The following is a 19,425-nucleotide window of genomic DNA, read 5'->3' on the forward strand; positions in this document are numbered from 1 at the left end:
CAATGGTGTGTAGTTCGTGCTTGTGATTCCTGCCAAATCAGCACTCACCTGGAAGGCCGTCCCGCATGACGCGGCGGTCGTCGCGCCCGACGAACGGCTCAGCTGGCCCCGCACGATAGGCATAGGCGCCCAGCACGTGGTCGCGATGTTCGGCGCCACGTTCCTGGTGCCGGTGCTCACCGGGTTCCCGCCCGCCACGACGCTGCTGTTCTCCGGCCTCGGCACGGTGCTATTCCTGATCATCACCGGCAACCGGCTGCCGAGCTATCTGGGGTCCAGCTTCGCCGTGATCTCACCGGTGATCGCCGCGGTCGGCTCGAACGGCGCGGGCAGCGCGCTCGGCGGCCTGGTGGCCCTTGGTCTGACGCTGATCGTCATCGGCGTCATCGTCCACCTGGTCGGCACGCATTGGCTCAACGTCGCACTTCCACCGGTTGTGACGGGCGCCGTCGTCGCGCTGATCGGCTTCAACCTCGCGCCCGTCGCGAAACAGAACTTCGAGAAGGGCCCCGTGGTCGGCATCGTCACGCTGGTGCTGCTGGTCGCCACGTTGGCGTTCTTCCGCGGCATCATCGGCAGGCTGGCGATATTCCTGGCCGTCGTCATCGGATACGTGTTGGCCTGGCTACTGGGTGGCGTCGACGAGGCCGCGCGGGCCGCGATAAGTGCCGCGCCGTGGGTGGGGCTGCCCGAGTTCCAGACGCCGACCTTCACCTGGGCGGTGTTGCCACTGTTCCTGCCCGCGGTGATCGCGCTGATCGCCGAGAACATCGGGCACGTCAAGTCGGTCGGCCAGATGACGAACACCGACACCGATCCGCTGATCGGTCGCGCGCTGGCCGCCGACGGCGTGGCCACCACACTCGCGGGGTTCGGTGGCGGAACGGCCACCACCACCTACGCCGAGAACATCGGCGTCATGGCCGCCACGCGCGTGTACTCGACCGCGGCGTACTGGGTCGCGGCCCTCGTCGCGATCGTGCTGGCGATGTGCCCGAAGATCGGCGCGCTGATCTCGGCGATCCCACCGGGCGTGCTGGGTGGCGCCACCATCGTGTTGTACGGCCTGGTCGGCGTGCTGGGTATCCGGATCTGGCTGACCAATCACGTCGACTTCAGCCTGCCGGTCAACCAGATGACGGCGGCCATCCCCCTGATCATCGGCATCGCCGACTTCACCTGGACCGCTGGGGATCTGACGTTCACCGGTATCGCGCTCGGATCCATCGCTGCGCTGCTGGTGTATCACGGTATGCGGCTGTTGGGCTTCCGCAGCTCTGATCGCACGGCGGCAACGCGGCAGCCGGCGGCGGGCGAATCGGTTTCTGGGTGATGGTGCCGGCTGCGTCGCACGCGAAGTCCTCGTCAGCCGCTTCCCGTTCACACGTCGGCGATGCCGGAGCCGGCCAACGCCGGAACGCTGTATTCAGCGTGCAGTACCGATTGTGCGCCGGCCTTGAATCGGTCGAATATGTCGATGATCGTCTGCCCTTCCGGGGTGTGGCCCCAGATGCTGATGCCCTGGTGAGTGGTTGGCTCCCAGGTCGTTTCGTCGACGACGATCGGGTTCCAACCAAGTTCCCACTCGAAACCTGACGGGCTCAGTGCGTAGAAGGACAGCTCCCTGTCGTTGGTGTGTTGGCCGACCGACAGGGCTATACCGAAGCCAAGTTCCTTGACCCGCTGATACGAGGCTGTCATGTCGTCGAGCTCGGCGACCTGGACATTGCAATGCTGGATCTTGGTGCGGATCGGGTTGATTGGCAATCTGTTCACGGCCGCAATCGCGACGGTGTGATGGCGTTCGTTGACCCGCAGGAAACGGATCTTGAACTTCAGGCCGCTGATCGTCTCGTCGATGTAGTCAGTGAGCCGCGCGTCGAACACGGTGCTGTAGTAGCCGCGCATCTGGTGAGGCTTCTTGGTCGCGATGGCCACGTGGCCCATCCCGTGCTCGCCGGTGACGAATCCGCACCGCACGGCTAGGCGCAAGGGTTCAGATGCCTTGCGGGCCTTCACGTACATCTCCTGGGCCAAGCCGTTGGGTCCGGGGAATCGGACGAGGCGCTCCACGCCTCGCAGCGCGGCCTCTTCGGTGGAGCCTTCGCTGACCGGAACGCCGTGCGCCTTGATGCGGGCCTCGATGGCGTCCAGGGTGGCATGGTCGTCGAGTTGCCATCCGAGAGCGGTGGTGTCCTCGGCGGGGCCGCGCTGCAACAGGAAGCGGCATTCATTGTCGTCGAGACGAAACCGCATGACGTCAGGCAGGGTCTCGTCGAGGTGCATGCCGATGGCGTCGCGGCCGAAACGTCGCCATTCGGAGAACTTCTCGGTCTCGATCACGAGGTAGCCGAGCTGGACCTTGCCGAACACCGAGACGGTGGGCGCGGTCACGAGTTGACCAGCTTGGAGTCGGCGCCCAAGAAGTCGGCGACGAGCTGATTGAACAGTTCGGCGCGTTCCCACTGCATCCAGTGGCCGGTGCGCGAGGTCATGACCAGTTCGGCATTGGGCATCAGGTTCAGCAGAAGTGGCCCACCGGATGGGCGGTTGACCTTGTCGTCGCGACCCCACAACACCAGCGTCGGCGTCGCAAGCCGACGCAACCGCTTGTCACGCGTCAGATCCATGCGCCACAGGGTGCGCAAGCCCGAAGGGCGGCGCAGCGGCGGGTTGGCCACCACCTCCGGATCGATCGAGGCCTGGTAGCGCAGGTCGATCAGTTCGTCGGGTACCGCAGCGCCGTCGTAGACCAGGTAGGTGCGGATGAACGCTGCCAGCTTTTCGCGGCTCGGGCCCTCACCGCCGTAGTAGGACAACAGGCTCTTGAGTCCGTCGGTGGGGAGGCCGCGTGTGGTGCCGATTCCGCCTGGGCCCATCAAGACGAGCCTGCAGACGCGGTGCGGCGTGTCCAGGGCCAGGCGCAGCGCCGCAGCGCCACCATAGGAGTTGCCGATCAGATGCGCTGTCTCGATACCCATTTCGTCGAGCAGACCGCGGATGCTGTCGGCGAGATAGCCGAACGGATCGGCATGGTCGACGCCCTTGGCCGAGCGCCCGTAGCCGGGCATGTCCGGCACGATGACGCGGTGGGACTGTGCGAGTGCGTCGATGTTGCGCGAGTAGTTCGATGTCCCGGACGCGCCGGGCCCGCCGCCGTGCAGCAAAACCACGGGCGGGGCACTTCCGCCTGTGTCGGTGACGAAGATCTGGGCGCCCCTGACGCGCACAGTGGACTCAGAAACCACTGGCGTTGAGCGGTCATTGGGCATGCTGTCGTTGGTCATACTTCGTCCTTCACTTGGCGAACCGGGGCGGCGGTGAATCCGGTCGGTGGCGGGGGCAGCGGTTGGTCGCCGCCGGCGGCGTACACAAATCCGTCGGGCCGCACGGCCACGGAGGACGCCTTCTTCTTGTCGAGCCAGCGGGTCAGTGTTCCGTCGCGGTCGACGATGCAATCAGCGGCGGGCGCGCTACCCGGCGGGGCGATTCTGACGACGGGCACACCGGCTGACCGCCAAACCTGCCCCGGGGCGGCCGGACCAGTGTGCAGCACCGTCCACCGCCCGCCGATGACGTCATCGAAACGCACCCGATCGCCTTTTTCATCGGTGACCCACGGTTGCGGGATCAGCCAGCCGACGGCGCCGTTGCCGTTGCGCGCCAGCAGCCCATCGCGATAGCGCGCATCGGGAAGCCAACGATGCTCGCGTAGCCAGGTGGTGAAGAAGGGCACCTTGCTCGCGGTGCGGAAGAAGTGGTTGCGCACTGCGGCCCGCCAAGGACTGCGCTCGATGATGAGCTTGCCGGTTTTGACCGTCCGATTGGTGACTTCCATGACATGCGGTAGCCGCTCGGCCTGGTAGGTGTCGAGCACCGATTCTGGCAGTGACCCGGCCAGAACAGCGCCAAGTTTCCAGCACAGGTTCGCCACGTCACGCACACCGGCGCACATGCCCTGCCCGATCCACGGTGGCATTGCGTGCGCTGCGTCCCCGGCCAGGAACACCCCGCCCACCCGCCACCGGTCGGCGAACCGGACGTGGTGGCTGTAGCAGGCGAAGCCGAGGATCTCGACGTTCGCTCGGGTGATGCCCTGACCGTCGAGCACGCTCCAGATCGCGCCGTCAGTGAGCAGATCCTTCTCGTCTTCCTCGTCGTGCACCGGGAATTCCCAGCGGTGGTGCCCGAGCGGAGTGGGGCAGTCGACGGTGGGCCGCTCGGGGTTGCAGTGGAACCGAAGCTGGTCATGGCCGGGCCACTCGTTGAGCACCTTGGTGTCGATCACGATCCAGCGCTCGTGGAAGGTCCGGCCGCCGAAACCGATACCCAATTGCCCGCGGACGGAACTCGATCCGCCGTCAGCGGCGATCACATAGGATGCGCGGATCCGTTTGAAGTCGTCGCGGGTGAGGTCGGCGAGCATCAACTCGACACAGGCTGGGTGCTGGACGACGCGCAGGCACTCGTGTCCGAGCAGGGTCGACACGTTGGGGAAGCGGTCAACCCCTTCCCGCAGGACCCTGTCGACCGCGGGCTGATAGATGAACTGCTGTGGTGGGTGCCCGTTACCTCTGTCGATGGGCAGCAGCGACACAAAGGGCACGCCGTCGGCATCGACGAAGTTGGCCCCTGCGCCGGGCTGCATGTCGGCGTTGAGCCGATCTGCCAGCCCGACCTGCTGCCAGATGCGGACCACCTCCTCGTCGGTGGAGATCGCACGGGCGCGGAAATAGATGTCGGGATCGCGCTCCACCACCACGACATTGAGCCCCATCTGGCCCAACAGGTTGGCCGCGGTGGCGCCGACCGGCCCGTAACCGACGATCGCCACGTCATAGGTCGAGTCGTCACTCATAGCTGTCTCTCATCCATCGATGGCCCCGGCACTTGTTCCGTAGTGATCGCTACGGTATTGTAGCGATCACTACGGAGTCAAGAGGCAGGAATCTCATGGCCAAGAAGATCAACGATGAAGAGCCCAAGCGCCGTCAGCGCCGCGCCGACGGCGAACTCTCACGCAATCGCATCCTCGATGCCGCCACCGAGATCGCGGCCGAGCGCGGTTACGAGGGCACCAGCATCGGCGCCGTGAGCGCGAAGTGCGGCCTGCCCGCCAGTTCCATCTACTGGCACTTCAAGGACAAGGACGACCTGATCGCGGCCGTCATCGAACGCAGCTTCCAGAACTGGCTGGCGATTTGGGAGCTGCCCGAGGACGTTGTAGAACGAGACCGAATGATCGAGGTGGCCGTGCGTACCGCGAAAGCGGTGCTGGACTCCCCGGATTTCCTGCGACTCGGACTAATGCTGGCGCTGGAGCGCCGACCGGTCGAACCACGAGCCCGGGCGATGTTCGTTCAGGTCAGAGACCAAGCACTCCAGGCCCTAACGACCAGCATCTATGAAATCGCACCGAGCCTGTCCCGCGAGCAGGTGCAGCAGCTGGCAACCTACGCGATCGCGGGGGCAGACGGTCTGTTCATCGCCAAGGAAATCGGCGGCGACAGCGTCGACCTCCTTCCGCTGTTCACCATGCACGGCCAAGCCCTCTACGACACTGCGGTACGTATGATCACGGATAACTCATCCCAATCGCCTTGACGCACAGTTGGTTCAAAGTACGCGCGGGTGTTCAGGCGGCCAGTACGACGAGCCCGTACGCCACGGCGAAACGATGGCCCAGCTGCCCGCACACGTTGCCACGCCCGACGGTGACCTCGTGGCCCAGCTGTTCGCTGACCGCCCGGACCAGTTCGTCGTCGCTGGCTCCGCCACCGACCAGCAGAACCCCGGCCGCGCCGGGGGCGACCTGCTCGACACCCCGCATCACGTTGCCGCCGATGACGAGCCGCTTGGCCGCTAGACGCCAACTGCGCCATTCCGCGCCGGAGAGCCCCGACGTGAACGGCAGCAGACCACTCGGCGCAGATGTCAGCAGCCATCCCGTGCACCGGCCGTCGATCGGCTTGTCGAGGAACTGTCGCCGACCGTGCTCGTCCTCGACGAGCTGGGGTGTGACTGCGGTGACCGCCTCCGCGCGTTTCGCATACTCAGCGGCGCTCCTGGAGATCTCCAGTGCGGTGGCGGTGGCCGTGGTGAGGAGCTGCCCCGCACCTGGCAGGACGACGCGGGAACCCTCGGTGACGACGTCGACGGTCCCCCCGCCGACGTCCACGACGACGACGTCGGACGTGACACCCGGTGTGGTGAGCGCGCCGACACGCGCCGCGGCAGCCTCCGAGTCGATCTGCGTCACCGGAACCCCAAGTGCGCTGCCGAGAGCATCGGCGTCGGCGGGTGGTTCCTCCCCGCCACCCATCGCGGCCATCACGAGGCTGTCGACCACGACCGACCCGCGGCGCGAGTTGGCCTGCGCCGCAATGTCGGCCAGGTGAACGACGTAGCGCTGATCGTCCTGGGCCCCTGACGGCATGGCGGGCTGCTCGACCTCCCGCGGCGACGAGTCGTGCGCCGGTGAGGTGCCATCGAGGTACACCACCGCGCACGCGCTGTCGAAGAGCTGGTCGGCGATAACGCGGGCGTCGACGCGTTCGCCGTCGTGCAGGCCGAAAACGTCGGCGAGCCAGAACGGGTCGGTGAGCTTCTGAAGCGGCGCCAGTCCGTCGCGCACCTCGACCGCGACCAGTGCTGCCGACATCAGCGGGCCCACGTCGATATCGTCGATCACCGGCAGGGCAGTCCGCAGCCGGTTGGACACCAGCACGGCCTCGTCGTTCGCCGTCAACACCGCGACCACGTTTCTGCCGTCCTCGACTGCCGCATTCACCAGGTGCGCCACCTCGAGGTAGCCCCACTCCCGGGTCGCGCAGGCGACTATCGGACGGTCGCGGTCGGTGTGGCCGAGGTGTTCGACCGGCACCGGGGCACCGACGCCTGCGGCGTCACCCGCGGTGGTCGCCGCCGACCGGGTGGCGATGGTGAGCCGCCCGGTTCTGCGGGTCTCCAGTTGGACGCGTCCGACTGTCGAGTGCACAGGCGGGGTCGGAGCGAACGCGGCGCGGTCGATCACCAGTCCACGAGTGTCAGCCAGCCGGCGTGCGAGCTGCGCGGCGCCCTGCACGGCCCGCACTGATCCCTTGCCACCGCGCGTCGGAGTGCGGGCGCTGGCAAGCACGTCGAGCCCGTCGGCCCCGCCGCAGAGGACCACCTCGGTGGTGGCGTTACCGATGTCGACTCCGGCCCAGATGGTCATCGCAGCAGGCCGCGCCGCCGATACACCGAGGCGGCCTCACGCACGAATTCCGCGCAGGTGTCCGCCTTTTGGTCGGCAAGCCGCTGCGCCAGCTCCTCCAGTTCGGCGAACGTGGAGCGTCCCGGTCGCAGCGCCTCATACGCCGCGAGCATGTCCTCGGAACTCAGTGCGGTCATCTCGGCCGCACGGCGGAGGTTCATCGCCAACTGAAGCGAGCCGCTGCGCTGCGCGGTGTCCGCCTGAGCCAGCAGCGTCTCCCGGCTGATCCGGATGTCGTCCAGAGTCAGATCGCCGGAGCGGGCTGCCTCGACGGTCACCTCGCTGATGCTGCGACCCGAGTGTGAGGTGATGGTCATCGCGTGTACTCCATTTCGACGTGCGTGCTGCCCTCATCGCCTGTGCGGGGTGCGAACTGCCCCCGTTCGATGGCAACCATGGAAACGACCTGGGTGTGGTATCGAGCGGTGATCGCCTCCTCGGTGTAGGCGTTGCGCATCGGGGCGGGTGTCGTGCCCTTGGCGTGCCTGCCGGCATTGATGCCGATCAACCGATACATCTCCGGGGTGATCAGCGGCGCGATGCTGAGCAGTTCGAGGTTCGCCAACGGAGTCAGGTCGCGACGGTGAATGATCGTGGTGCCCTTGGCCTGTAGTCCGACCGAGATTCCGGACCCGGACAGTTGGGCCGCGGACTTCCCGATCGCGCCGAGGTCGATGCTGTCGGTGATGCGAACCAGCCGCGCCACGCAGTGTTCCTCCTCGAGGCCTGCGAGAATCTGGTCGAGCACGTCGTAGATGGTCAGACCCGAGAGGGCACGAAACAGCTTGGTACCGAACGCGGGTGAGACACCGATGACGACCTCCCGCGGATCCTCGCCGACCCCGGCCGGACCAACGTCCACCAGGCGGTCAGGCCGGGCGAAGGTCGCCTGTTCCCTGACGAGGTCGGCTACCGACCGCGCCTGCCGCACGGCGTCGATCTGGGCCTGACGCTCGGGCGTCGGCCGGTACCCCGTGCCCGGCCCGCGGTAGTCATTGGGATCCGTCAACGCCGACAGCACGTTCATCTCCTCGTCGAAGATCGCGGCGGTCTGCAGGTAGTCACCGGCGACCCGGGCCGTGGCCATGCCCAGAACCCGATCGGCGATGTCTCCGAAGCCGGTCTCGGCGAGCGCACCGACTACGTCGAGCACCGTGAGACCCGACTGCTCGATCATCCTGGCCGCACTCAGCACCTTCACACCGTCGGTCTGCGGCAGGTCCTTCGAACCAGCTGCTCCGACAACGGCTTCCACATGTTCGTCATCGAAGTCCGCGAGACCCAGGTACTCGAAGACCGCACGAGTGGCTTCGGCGGCCTGCCGGCGCATCGACTCCAGAGTGGTCGGATCGACCGACCGCAAGCCACCATCGACACCCCAGTCGCGCTGCAGGACGAGGTAGTCGTCAAGATCGCTGGCGTTGAAGTTCGATGGTCCGAACATGTTGTCGTAGGCCGCAACCGAGCCGAATCCGGAGAAGATGAAGTCCGACCCGGACAGCAGCACCGGCAACGTCCTGCTGGTCCGGCGCATCGTGGACTCGGACATCAAACTGTCGTTGCCGCTGCAGGACTCGAGCCCACGGAGCATGACCATGAGGTTCTCGGCGATCAGCTCTCGGACGCCGCCTGGCACCGACGCCGTGATGCCTGCACCGTCGATACCGCCGTTCTGCACGCCCTGTGCTCCGATGCCCTTGGCCAGGGCCACACACCGAGACTCCAGGTAGTTCATCGACTTGCGCTCGGCCTGCCCCATGAGCACCTCTGAGCCCGCCCCGCTGGACAGCCGCATCTTGATCCCGCGGGAGGCGTAGGACGACGTCAGGAACGCCTTCGACCACGGGGTGTCATCACCGTCGGTGAAGACCTGCTCGGTGCCGTAGACCGAAACCGTCTCGGCGTAGGAGACCAAACCGCGCACGCCCAGCTCCAGTTCACGGGCCTCCTCGACCGAGCACTGCGTCAGCGCGCCGGGGGCGGGCACCTGCGAGCCGATCAGCAGTCCCACGGCGACGGCTGGGGCATCGTCGAGAACCGGGACCGTCGCCTCCAGTTCCCGGAAGCCGTAGACCACGGCCGTGGCCGCGTCGGCCGCGATCAGCAATGGATCATCGAGGCGATTGGTGACATGGGCCTGGTTGGCGGGAGTCCGACGAGAGCGCATCTTCATCATCGCCATCTGGATCTCGACGGGCTGCAACATCGCGACAACCCGGGCCATCTTGGCCGGGGTGAGGCCCGCACAGACAGCCAGCACATCCTCGCGGGGCACGCTCGAGTCGACGATCAGCCGAGCCAGATCGACCTCACTCATCGCCATCGACCGGGGAGCCTCGGCGTGGTCGACGGCGTATCGCACGATGAACTCGTCGATCGTGTCGAAGTCTGCGGCCGCGGTCGAGTCCATCTCCAGCACGGTGCCGTCCTCGGCGACGACCCAGGACGGTTCCGGGTCGTGCGGCGAGAGATGCGAGATCATTCCCAGTTCCGGGTCCGCCTCGGCGAACCCGTCGAGGTTGACGCGCTGCTCGTCCAACACCCGAATGCGTCCCAGCCGGTGGTCCTGTTCGATCTCAGTGCTGCTCAGATGCATGGCGCCCAGCATCGACTGAACGCCGTGGCGAGACAACGACGCGTGCCGAGGTTCCAACAATGTGTGTGACGGGGATGCCAGTCTTCGGCCCCTGTGTGACCTGGCCTACAACAAGGTGTTGGAAAGTGCTGGACCGCTCTGGCAGATTGCGTGTCCTTCTCGCAGACTTGCCCGGAATTCGATGGAGCCGGCGATATGCGGTTCCGCTGGCAGAGGAGGATCAGCCCATGTCTGAGGTTGTCGACGCGGACGACACACGCGCCCGCGCACCGTCTCCGGACGACCGTTCCGGAAAATTGCGGGGAAATCTCGGTGTCCCCGCAATCGTCCTCATGGTCGTGGCCGCTGCGGCACCGCTGTCAACGATCGGCGGAAACGTGCCGATCGGGATGGTGCTCGGCAATACCACGGGCATCCCCGTCGCGTTCCTGGTCGCGGGTGCCATCTTCCTGCTGTTCGCGGGGAGTTTCGTGGCGATGTCGAAGTACGTCACGAACACCGGCGCGTTCTACGCATACATCCAGAAGGGACTCGGCCGTGCAGCCGGGACCGGCGCCGCCGTGCTCGCACTTCCGGCGTACATGTGCACGCTGCTCGGCGTAGCGGCGTACGACGGTGTGATCCTCGCCGGCTTCATCGAGCGATTCGGCGGACCGGCCATCCCCTGGTGGTTGCTGACGGGAGTGGTGCTCGCGATCGTCGGGTGGCTGGGCTACCGCGACATCGACCTCAGTGCCAAGGTTCTCGGCATCTTCCTGGTCTCCGAGGTGGCCATCCTGGTCGTCCTCGACCTGGTCATCGTCCTCCGGGGTGGCGAGCAGGGCATCACTGGCGACTCCTTCACCCCTCAGGGCATCGCCGGTGGGTTCTCGATCGCCCTGCTGTACGCACTGTGGGGCTTCGTCGGTGTCGAGGCGACCGCCGTCTTCCGGGACGAGGCCAAGGACCCGGACCGCACCGTCCCCCGCGCCACCTACTGGGCTGTGGGGATCGTGGCCAGCTTCTACGCCTTCTCGAGCTGGGCCCTCATCGAGGGCAACGGCGGCCCGGACGCCATCCAGGCGGCCAAGGATGATCCCGACAACTTCATGGTGAACACCGCCCAGCAGTACCTCGGCATGCTGGGGCGCGATCTCACCACCGGCTTCTGGTTCATCAGCGTGTTCGCCTGCGCGTTGGCATTCCACAACATCAGTGCCCGCTACGCGTTCGTACTGGGTAAGAGCGGCGTGCTGCCGAAGCGCTTCGGTGATGTCCACGGGCGCCACGGCTCACCTGCGAACGCGTCGATTCTGATCAGCGTCTTGTCGTTCGTGATCATGGCTGTGCTCGCCGCGCTTCAGCTGGACCCGGTGCTGCAGATCTTCGGCCCGCTCGGCGGCCTCGGAATCCTGGCGCTGGCAATCCTGTGGCTGATGACGACGGTCTCGGTCGTGATCTTCTTCACCCGCCGCGGTGGCTCGACGCGCATCGTGGTGCTGGCATCGATCGCCACACTCGCGCTGGCCGCGGCCCTGGTGCTGGTCGTGTCGAACCTGACCCTGGTCGTGGGTGGCTCCCCCACCCTGGCCTGGATATTCGGTGTGATGCCGCTGTTGCTCCTGGGGCTGGGCATGCTGCTGAGCCGACGATCGACTGAGGACCTGGCCTAGCCCCGATCGCCTGCGCGCACACCACTGCGGAGCGCTGATACCGTCGATCAGGCGGAGTCAGCGCTCCGCCGCGGTTTCTCTTTAAGGGAGCGACCAAACGGGGCAAAGGGGTTGGGCAGGAGAAGGTGCGACATGGCTCGGGACTCGCCGCTGAGTGTGGCGGCGGCCTTGACCGTTCCGCCACTGGACCAGGGCTCGGTCATAGCCGGGCACCGAGGTTTGACCCGTGAGGTGCTGTGGGTCGACATCATCCACGCGCCAGCCGAGTCCTTCGTGCGTGCTCACGACCTCGTGTTGACCACCGACGCCGACATTCGGCAAGCCGATGTACGGGAGTTCCTCGCCTATCTCGTGGCCTCCCCGGCCGCCGGGTTGATAATCAGCCCTCCACCCGAACTCGCTGCCGGCACTGTCCGCGATCTCCTCAGCTCGCTGGTCGCGCTCGCTGATCGCCATGAGTTCCCGGTGGTGCTCCTGCCATGGGAGATAGCCTTCGCCGATGTTCAGAAGAGCCTGCTACCACTGTTGACCCCATCGGTTCCCGGCGCACAGGTGGAGATGGCCATCGGACGCCGCGAAGGTGACGCGGGCGGCCGGAACGCCGGCGGTTGGGAAGAATTCGCCGACCCCTTCGTCAAGGCGCTCCACGAGTTGGCGCGCGCGGCCGGTGTGACGGTCCGATCGTCTGTGACCGACGACCTCGTGATGTGTCATTTCTCCGCCGCCCTGTCGGCGTCCACGGTGTCCGGATTGATCGCGTCTGCCCAGCGACTCAGCGGCATTCCGGAGAACCTCGTGAGTTGGGTGCTGCTCCCACCTGCGCACGGCCAGACCGTCACAGTGCCAGCGTCGGTGCCGTCGTCCACACCCGATGGCCCGGTGGATCCGCGGCAGTTCGCCGAGGTGCTCAGGCAGGATCCACGGAGTATGGCGACGATCCTGCAGACCCTGCAGCCGCTCGTCGACTACGACAGGACACGCCGCGGGCAGCTCGTCCACACCTTGGAGATCCTGCTCAATGAGGCCACGAACATCAGCGCGGCTGCCAGAGCGCTGTACCTGAACCGGCACTCCCTGCTGTACCGGATCAAGCTCATCGAGGAACTCACGGGTCTCTCGCTCAAGAATCCCGCGGACCGCTTCCATCTGGAGGTGAGCGTTCGCGTCCACCAGATCGATGAGGGGCGCACAGTCTCGTGATCGCCGTCTCGTGAGCGGTGCTGACCACCGAAGCGCTGTTCATCGGTGGGCGCTCCGGCACGGGCAAGACCACTGTCGGTTTCGAGATACATGCCCAGTTGAGCGCTGCCGGCGTCACGCACTCTCTGATAGAGGGCGACTTCCTCGACATGGCCCACCCGTCGCCATTCGAGCACGACCTCGCCGAACGCAACCTCGCAGCGATGTGGGGAAACTACCGAGCGCTCGGATATCACCGCATGATCTACACCAATACCGTCAGCGTGCTGCCCGACGTGATCGAACGACTGACCACCGCGATGGGCGACAACCCAAGGGTCGTCGCCGTTCTGCTCACCTGTACCGACGCCACAGCCCGAGAACGTCTGGGCCAGCGCGAGATTGGCTCAACCCTGGATCACCACCTCACATCCAGCGAGAGGGCGGCTGGCTTGCTGGAGCTCGGCGCTGCAGACTGGGCTCATCGAATCGCCACCGACAATCGCTCGGTCGCCGAAGTCGCCGCAGACGTCATCGACATCACGGGCTGGCGGGTCAGCCCCTAGCCGGTACGCCGTTCACACCGTCGGTCGACTTCGCGTAGGTGCCGATGACATAGGCCACCGCCGGGCCGGTGACGCCCAGCGCCTCGCGGTTGATGTTGGCGATGGTGTCGTGCGGTGTGCGGTACGCGGGATCGAACGGCTTGCCCGCCTGTCCTCCCCACAGTCGCGCCTGCACTTCGGTCTTGCGCCCGGGGACCCAGGTGGTGAGCCCGCCGATCGGCACCCCGGCGGTGAGGAACGGGCTGTAGTCACCGGTCAGGCCAAGTGGCGAGTCGGCGGGGCGGATACCCGCGAGGTTCAGGTAGCCCGCCAGCGTGCGCTCGATACCCGCGGAACCCTTCGGGACGGACGCCGCGGGTACGTCGGGATTCGCCAGCCCCGACTGGTCGCCGTCGTAGGTGAAGTAGCCGGCGTTGCGCGAGCCAAGCATGTCGAAGTCCAGGTACAGCGCGACATCAGACAGGCCCTCGCGCCCGAGGCTCTCGACGTAGTTGCGCGATCCCTCTCCGCCCACCTCCCCCGCGCCGAAGAACGCGAACCGCACGGCGTTGGTGACCTGCGGTGAACCCCCAAGCGCGACAGCGGTCGCCAGCACGGCGGCCACACCCGAACCGTTGTCGTTGAGGCCGGGGCTGCGCACCGGCGAGTCCAGGTGCGCACCCGCCACGACGACGTTGTGCTGATCACCGGTCTTGGTCTGCGCCACGATGTTTCGCGACGTGACGGTGCCCGCGCGCGCATCGAGAACGAGGCGTACCGGCGCGCTGGTCCGGCGCAGCTGCGCATCGACATCGCGGCCGATCACCGCGACCGGCGCTTTGAGCTGCTGGTAGTAGCCGGGGGTGAACAGCCCCTGGGTCCCGGAGTCGCTGACGACGAGAAGTCCCACCGCACCCTCCGCCGTTGCGGCGGACTGCTTCTCGACGACCGAGCAACCTTGGTCGTCGACGACGGCGATCGCGCCGCGCACGTTCGCATCGCCGTAGTCGGCGGCGGTGCAGCCCGCGGGCTTGCGCGGGCGCAGGGTGGGCGCACTCAGGCCACCCTTGGGCGTGTTGACGAGCAGTGACGCCTGATCCACGGGCTGGCTGCGGCCCGCGACGGTCAACATGGGCTTGCCCGGTTCGGCGACGACGAGACGGTCGAACTCCGGGGTCGTCACATCGAATCCGTTGTCGCGCAATATGCCCGCGACGTACTCGACGCTGGCGTCATAGCCCGCGGTGCCGTCGGCGCGGGTGTCGCCATTGGCCTCGGCGACGTCAGCCAGACGCTGTAGGTGACCGAACATGTCGTCGACGGTGACCTGCTCGGCCAGGTCGGTGGGGTCGGTGGCCGCCTCGGGTGCTGAGGATCCGCACGCCGCGAGCACAGCCACCACGGTCAGCGCCACGAGTGTCAGCAGCGCGACGGCACGCCCGCCCGCGGCGGCACGCGTCACGGCTCGGTCACCACGTGACGGACTCGGTCCTCGCGGATCGGAACGCCGTTGCGACCGGTCTCATTCTGGGCGTAGAGGCCGACGGTGTATGCCACTCCACCACCCTGGATTTCGAGTGCGGTGCGATCGATGTTCTCGATGGTGTCACCTGGCTTGTGGTAGTTCGGGTCGAACGGCTGGTCGGCCTGCCCGCCCCACAGGTCGGCCTCCTCCTTGCTCTTCTTCGTCTCGGCACCCGCGAACAGGCCGCCGGCGGGGATACCGGCCTGGGTGAACCCGTCGTAGTCGGAGCGGCCGTCGAAGTCGGTGTCCTCCGCGGTCTTGTCCTCACCGTCGAGGTAGTCCACTAGCGTGCGCTCGATACCCGCCGAACCCTCTGGCACGCGTGGCACGCCGTTGGCGGGCGGTGGTGTGGACTGATTGCCGTCGTAGGTGAAGTAGCCGGGGTTCGGCGAGCCGAGCATGTCGAAGTTGAGATAGAGCGCGATGTCCTTGAGCTCCTCGACATCGAGCCCGGCGATGTACTCGTTGGACCCGACCAGGCCCATCTCCTCGGCACCCCAGAACCCGAATCTGACCGCGTTGCGCACGGGCGGCGAGCTGCCCAACTGCACGGCGGTCTCCAACAGCGCAGCCACGCCCGAGCCGTTGTCGTTGATACCGGGACCCTCCGGCACGGAGTCCAGGTGTGCGCCCGCCATCACGACATTGTCGGTGGCACCGGTCTTGGTCTGGGCGATCACGTTTCGGGTGCGCTCCACGTTGACACCAGCCTTGAGCTTGATCGTGGTGGTGCCCGGATTCTCACGCAGGCGCGCGCCGTCGGACTTCGTCACACCGACCACCGGAATCTTGACGTCGGTTTCCTCGCCCAGCGTGCCGCCGAACTGCTCATCGTCGCTGTTGTTCACGACGATCATCGCCACGGCGCCGCGGTCGGCGGCGACCTGTTGTTTGATCCCGAAGGCGCAGGCCCCACGATCGACCAGCACGATCGCACCGTCGACCGGCAGACCGTCGTAGTCCACGGGCTCACAACCCGGCGTGTCCTCGACGCGGACGGGCACCAGCGGAGCGGTCAGCCCCTGCGGCGGCGTTCCGATGGTGTAGTTGAGTGGCGCCGCCTTGACGCCTGCCCCGCCGACCGTCACCGACGGCTCCTCGGCGAACGGCAGGCGCACATCGAACTCGTCGGTGGTGACGTCGAAACCCTTGTCCCGCAACGTGCCCGCGACGTAGTCGACGCTGGCGGCGTAGCCCTTCGTGCCGAGTGCCCGGTTCCCGTCGTTGGCGTCGGCGATCTCCTGCAGCTTGCCCAGGTGCGCCATCATGGCATCGATGGTCACCTTGTCCCGCTGCTGCGTCGCGAACTCCAGGGCGGCCTCATTGGACGGCGCCCCGGTCGGCTCAGGTTCCGAGGACCGGCCGCACCCCGCGAGCACCGTTGCCGAAACCGTCAGGACCACCAGTGCCGTTCGTGACATTCGCCGCATCGTGCCCACGTTAGTCAAGCGTCACGCTTGACGATCACGACGGTGGCCGCGATGAAGATCACCACGACGATGGTGGTGAAGTAGACGAGCGACCCGAACGGGCCCCACAGCATCACATAGGTGGGGAACAGCCATTGCACGTCGGCGAACAGGAACGCGTTGGCGAACGGTAGATAGGGGCCGATCTCCGGACCGATGCTCGGCAGATTGCCCACGATGGGCTCGACCACCAACGGCCACATCAGCAGAACGGCGACAGCTCCCGCGGCGTGGCGCATCAGCGCCCCGACACCGACGCCGAGCACCGCGGCGACAGCGGCGAACAGTGCCAGCGCCGCCACCACTCGCCACACCGCCGAACCGGCCAGCGACAGCCCCGCACCGACGAGGGGGTCGGCGGCCAACCGCGCCACCGCGACCGCGGCCACCACCAGGACCGCGGTGAACACCGCCGAGCACACCGCCATGACGACGGCCTTCGCCGCGAGCACCAGCGGGCGGTTCGGGACGGCTGCGAACGTCGCGCGGATCATGCCGGTGCGATACTCGCCCGTCACCGTCATCGCCGCGAGCACCATAAGGATCGGAACGCCGAACACCGCGACACCCATCGCGGCCCGCTGCGGCGACAACCCCGCCGCTCCGTATGCGGTGGCGCCCTGAAGTGCCGCGACGCCAATACTGAGCACCGCGGCGGCCAGCGCCGACCACAGCGGGGAGCGGATGGTCGACAGTTTGATGCGCTCGGCGTGCAGCGCGGCCAGCGCGGATGCGGCGCTCATCGGCCCGCCGTCCGGTACTCGACCTGGTCGTCGGTCAGCTTGAGGTAGGCCTCCTCGAGCGAGGCCCGTTGTGCGCTGAGCTCGTGCAGCGCGATGCCGTTGCGCGCTGCCAGCTCACCCACCACCTCGATCGCCACGCCCCGTACCGCCAGCGCCAATCCATCGGCCTCGGCGCACGTGTCGATACCCGCATCGTTGAGCAGCCCAGCCAGGGAGTCGAGCTGGGGGCTGCGGACCCTGACGGCGTCGGCACCCGAACTCGCGACGAACTCGGCGACCGTGGTCGAGGAGATCAATCGGCCCCGGCCGATCACCACAAGGCGGTCGGCGGTGTTGGACATCTCGGCCAGCAGGTGACTCGACACGAATACCGTGCGGCCCTCGGCGGCCAGCGCCCGCATGAGCGTGCGCACCCAGCGGATGCCCTCGGGATCGAGTCCGTTGACCGGTTCGTCGAACAACAGCACCGGCGGGTCGCCGAGGAGGGCGGCCGCAATGCCCAGGCGCTGGCCCATGCCGAGCGACAGTGTGCCCGCGTTCTTGTCCGCCACCGAGTCGAGGCCGACCACGTCGAGCACCTCGTCGACGCGGGTGAACGGAATGCGGTTGGTGGCCGCGATCCAGCGCAGGTGGTCACGGGCGGACCGGTTGGGGTGCACCTGTTTGGCGTCCAGCAGCGCGCCGACCGTCCGCAGCGGGTCGGATAGTTCGCGGTACCGCTTGCCGCCGATTGTCGCGGTGCCCGAGCTCGGATGGTCCAGGCCAAGGATCATGCGCATGGTGGTGGTCTTGCCGGCACCATTGGGGCCGAGGAACCCCGTGACGACACCCGGCTCGATCGAGCAGGTGAGATCGTCAACGGCGCGCTTCGCACCGAAGTCCTTCGTCAGACCCGCCAGCTCGATCACTTCTGTCCCTTTGCTCCTCGCGTCCGCCTCATGATTTCAGCTCAACGCACCGACGATCAGGTCGGCGACGGCGCGCATACCCGCCGCGTTGGGGTGCAGTGGAGCGGGGCGGCGTGGCACCGGCAAACCGAATCCGGTCGTCCACGCCTCGGCTGACCACGGGTGATGGTCGAGGCTGGCGTCGCCCGCGCGGACCAGTCCGCAACCCGTGTCGGCCGCCGCGGTTTCGGTGTGGAGCTTGAGCGTGTCGGCGATGTGCCTACCCACCTCCGCGTGGGCGTCCGACATCGGTGGGGCCGCGGTGCCCGGTGGTGGCAGCAGTGTGAGGTAGTCCACGAACATCACCGTGGCGTGCGGTGCGCGGCGGCGTAGCTCGGCACCGACGGCCCTCAGGGACGCACCGACGCTGGCGAGTGCCCCATCGCGCGCGACCGGATCCAGTGCGTCGCGCAGCACGCGGCCCAGCAGCGGGAGCGACGTCGCGAACCGCGGCAGTCCCGCGGCGAACAGGTAGGGGACGTAGCCGACGTCATTGCCACCGATGGTCACGGTGACCAGGCGCTCAGTGCCATCCAGCGAGTCGACCTGTGCGGGTTGGCCGCGCTGCGACTCGGTAAGTACGTGTGCGGTCCTCGCTCCGGAGAACGTGACGTCGACGAGGTCGTATCCGAGACGCTCGGCGACCAGGTGCGGGTAGTTCACGGCGGAGCGTCCGGAACCGAACGGCGCTCCGGCGGCCTTCGGCCTGATGCCCGGTCCGGCCGCCATCGACGAACCGAGTGCGACGTAGCGGCCCGCCCGGGTCACGGAGCGGTGGGGCTGGAGGCCTGGGCCCAGAACCGCTTGGGGATTCGGCCCGCCTGCCTGGCCAGGTACCCGGCCTCGACGGCGGCGGCCATCGCGGCGGCCATCACGGGTGGATTCGACGCCCGGGTCACGGCGGTGGCCAGCAGCACGGCCTCGCAGCCCAGTTCCATCGCCAGGGCCGCGTCGCTGGCCGTGCCTATGCCCGCGTCGAGGATGACGGGCACTCCTGCGCGGTCCACGATCATCTCGATGTGGTGCGGGTTGGCGATGCCCAGGCCCGTGCCGATGGGTGACCCCAACGGCATCACGGCCGCGCAGCCGACGTCCTCGAGGCGCCGCGCCAGCACCGGATCGTCATTGGTGTACGGCAGCACGACGAAACCGTCGTCGACCAATTGCTCTGCAGCCCTGACCAACTCGATGGCATCGGGCAGAAGCGTGCGATCGTCGGCGATGACCTCCAGCTTCACCCAGTCGGTGTGCAGGGCCTCGCGGGCCAACTGCGCGGTCAACACCGCCTCCGCAGCGCCACGACAACCCGCGGTGTTCGGCAGCGGGGTTATCCCGAGTTCGGTGAGCAGGTCCAGCACGCCGGTGCCACCCTCGGCGTCAACGCGCCGCATCGCCACCGTGGTCAGCTCGGTACCCGAGGCGACCAGCGCCTCACGCAGCACCGCGAGGTTCGCCGCACCGCCGGTGCCCATGATCAGGCGAGAGCGGAAACTGCGGCCCGCAATGGTCAATTT

Annotated in this window: 17 protein-coding genes; 5 read left to right on the top strand and 12 right to left on the bottom strand. The window is 67.2% G+C overall.

Annotated elements, in window-relative coordinates; genetic code table 11:
- Positions 1 to 22: 22 nt before the first annotated feature.
- Entirely contained in the window at positions 23 to 1,333 is a 1,311-nt protein-coding gene (locus ABIA65_RS22055; RefSeq protein ID WP_502919605.1) for a uracil-xanthine permease family protein, read from the top strand.
- A gap of 47 nt (positions 1,334 to 1,380) precedes the next feature.
- Here ABIA65_RS22055 and ABIA65_RS22060 read toward each other — a convergent pair whose 3' ends face one another.
- Genes ABIA65_RS22060 through ABIA65_RS22070 form a run of 3 tightly spaced genes read right to left on the bottom strand, consistent with a single transcriptional unit; the run spans position 1,381 to position 4,858 of the window.
- Positions 1,381 to 2,394 (bottom strand): VOC family protein, encoded by a 1,014-nt coding sequence (locus ABIA65_RS22060; RefSeq protein WP_354524892.1) that lies wholly within the window; start codon positions 2,392 to 2,394, stop codon positions 1,381 to 1,383.
- Complete coding sequence (locus tag ABIA65_RS22065) at positions 2,391 to 3,287, bottom strand: alpha/beta fold hydrolase (RefSeq protein WP_354524893.1); 897 nt, start codon at positions 3,285 to 3,287, stop codon at positions 2,391 to 2,393. The genes ABIA65_RS22060 and ABIA65_RS22065 overlap by 4 nt, the downstream gene beginning before the upstream one ends.
- Entirely contained in the window at positions 3,284 to 4,858 is a 1,575-nt protein-coding gene (locus ABIA65_RS22070) for a bifunctional 3-(3-hydroxy-phenyl)propionate/3-hydroxycinnamic acid hydroxylase (RefSeq protein WP_354524894.1), read from the bottom strand. Before ABIA65_RS22070 ends, ABIA65_RS22065 begins: the two co-directional genes overlap by 4 nt.
- A gap of 95 nt (positions 4,859 to 4,953) precedes the next feature.
- Here ABIA65_RS22070 and ABIA65_RS22075 point away from each other — a divergent pair, with 95 nt between their 5' ends.
- A complete protein-coding gene (locus tag ABIA65_RS22075) occupies positions 4,954 to 5,604 on the top strand; it encodes a TetR/AcrR family transcriptional regulator (protein WP_354524895.1) in 651 nt (216 codons plus the stop codon).
- Positions 5,605 to 5,635: 31 nt separating this feature from the next.
- Here the strand turns inward: ABIA65_RS22075 and ABIA65_RS22080 are convergent, their stop codons facing one another.
- From ABIA65_RS22080 to ABIA65_RS22090, 3 genes are read right to left on the bottom strand one after another with little or no spacing between them, the layout of a single operon-like run.
- On the bottom strand, positions 5,636 to 7,216 hold the full coding sequence (locus tag ABIA65_RS22080; RefSeq protein WP_354524896.1) for a diol dehydratase reactivase ATPase-like domain-containing protein: 1,581 nt from the start codon (positions 7,214 to 7,216) through the stop codon (positions 5,636 to 5,638).
- The gene (locus ABIA65_RS22085) at positions 7,213 to 7,572 is read right to left on the bottom strand and encodes a diol dehydratase small subunit (protein WP_241401242.1); all 360 of its coding nucleotides are present in this window, start codon (positions 7,570 to 7,572) and stop codon (positions 7,213 to 7,215) included. The genes ABIA65_RS22080 and ABIA65_RS22085 overlap by 4 nt, the downstream gene beginning before the upstream one ends.
- Positions 7,569 to 9,851 carry a propanediol/glycerol family dehydratase large subunit gene (locus tag ABIA65_RS22090; RefSeq protein ID WP_354524897.1) on the bottom strand — a complete coding sequence of 761 codons (2,283 nt, stop codon included), beginning with the start codon at positions 9,849 to 9,851 and terminating at the stop codon, positions 7,569 to 7,571. The genes ABIA65_RS22085 and ABIA65_RS22090 overlap by 4 nt, the downstream gene beginning before the upstream one ends.
- 227 nt (positions 9,852 to 10,078) lie before the next feature.
- On the opposite strand from ABIA65_RS22090, the gene ABIA65_RS22095 reads away from it, so the two are divergent.
- The 3 genes from ABIA65_RS22095 to ABIA65_RS22105 all read left to right on the top strand — a co-directional run bounded on the left by ABIA65_RS22095 (position 10,079) and on the right by ABIA65_RS22105 (position 13,248).
- Positions 10,079 to 11,503 carry an APC family permease gene (locus ABIA65_RS22095; RefSeq protein ID WP_241401244.1) on the top strand — a complete coding sequence of 475 codons (1,425 nt, stop codon included), beginning with the start codon at positions 10,079 to 10,081 and terminating at the stop codon, positions 11,501 to 11,503.
- Between the two features lie 132 nt (positions 11,504 to 11,635).
- Positions 11,636 to 12,703, top strand: coding sequence for a PucR family transcriptional regulator (locus tag ABIA65_RS22100; protein WP_241401245.1), 1,068 nt, complete (start codon positions 11,636 to 11,638; stop codon positions 12,701 to 12,703).
- Between the two features lie 17 nt (positions 12,704 to 12,720).
- Complete coding sequence (locus ABIA65_RS22105; protein ID WP_354524898.1) at positions 12,721 to 13,248, top strand: ATPase; 528 nt, start codon at positions 12,721 to 12,723, stop codon at positions 13,246 to 13,248.
- Here ABIA65_RS22105 and ABIA65_RS22110 read toward each other — a convergent pair.
- From ABIA65_RS22110 to ABIA65_RS22135, 6 genes are read right to left on the bottom strand one after another with little or no spacing between them, the layout of a single operon-like run.
- The gene (locus tag ABIA65_RS22110) at positions 13,238 to 14,689 is read right to left on the bottom strand and encodes a M28 family peptidase (RefSeq protein WP_371746875.1); all 1,452 of its coding nucleotides are present in this window, start codon (positions 14,687 to 14,689) and stop codon (positions 13,238 to 13,240) included. The genes ABIA65_RS22105 and ABIA65_RS22110 overlap by 11 nt on opposite strands.
- Positions 14,686 to 16,173 carry a M28 family metallopeptidase gene (locus tag ABIA65_RS22115; RefSeq protein WP_354524899.1) on the bottom strand — a complete coding sequence of 496 codons (1,488 nt, stop codon included), beginning with the start codon at positions 16,171 to 16,173 and terminating at the stop codon, positions 14,686 to 14,688. Before ABIA65_RS22115 ends, ABIA65_RS22110 begins: the two co-directional genes overlap by 4 nt.
- Positions 16,174 to 16,196: 23 nt before the next feature.
- On the bottom strand, positions 16,197 to 16,964 hold the full coding sequence (locus ABIA65_RS22120) for a DUF2705 family protein (RefSeq protein WP_354524900.1): 768 nt from the start codon (positions 16,962 to 16,964) through the stop codon (positions 16,197 to 16,199).
- The gene (locus tag ABIA65_RS22125; RefSeq protein WP_241401249.1) at positions 16,961 to 17,872 is read right to left on the bottom strand and encodes an ATP-binding cassette domain-containing protein; all 912 of its coding nucleotides are present in this window, start codon (positions 17,870 to 17,872) and stop codon (positions 16,961 to 16,963) included. The genes ABIA65_RS22120 and ABIA65_RS22125 overlap by 4 nt, the downstream gene beginning before the upstream one ends.
- Positions 17,873 to 17,908: 36 nt before the next feature.
- Entirely contained in the window at positions 17,909 to 18,679 is a 771-nt protein-coding gene (locus ABIA65_RS22130) for an SGNH/GDSL hydrolase family protein (protein WP_354524901.1), read from the bottom strand.
- Positions 18,676 to 19,383 (bottom strand): thiazole synthase, encoded by a 708-nt coding sequence (locus ABIA65_RS22135; RefSeq protein ID WP_241405863.1) that lies wholly within the window; start codon positions 19,381 to 19,383, stop codon positions 18,676 to 18,678. Before ABIA65_RS22135 ends, ABIA65_RS22130 begins: the two co-directional genes overlap by 4 nt.
- Positions 19,384 to 19,425: the final 42 nt, after the last annotated feature.

The organism is Mycolicibacterium sp. 624, from assembly GCF_040548615.1.
GTDB lineage: Bacteria > Actinomycetota > Actinomycetes > Mycobacteriales > Mycobacteriaceae > Mycobacterium.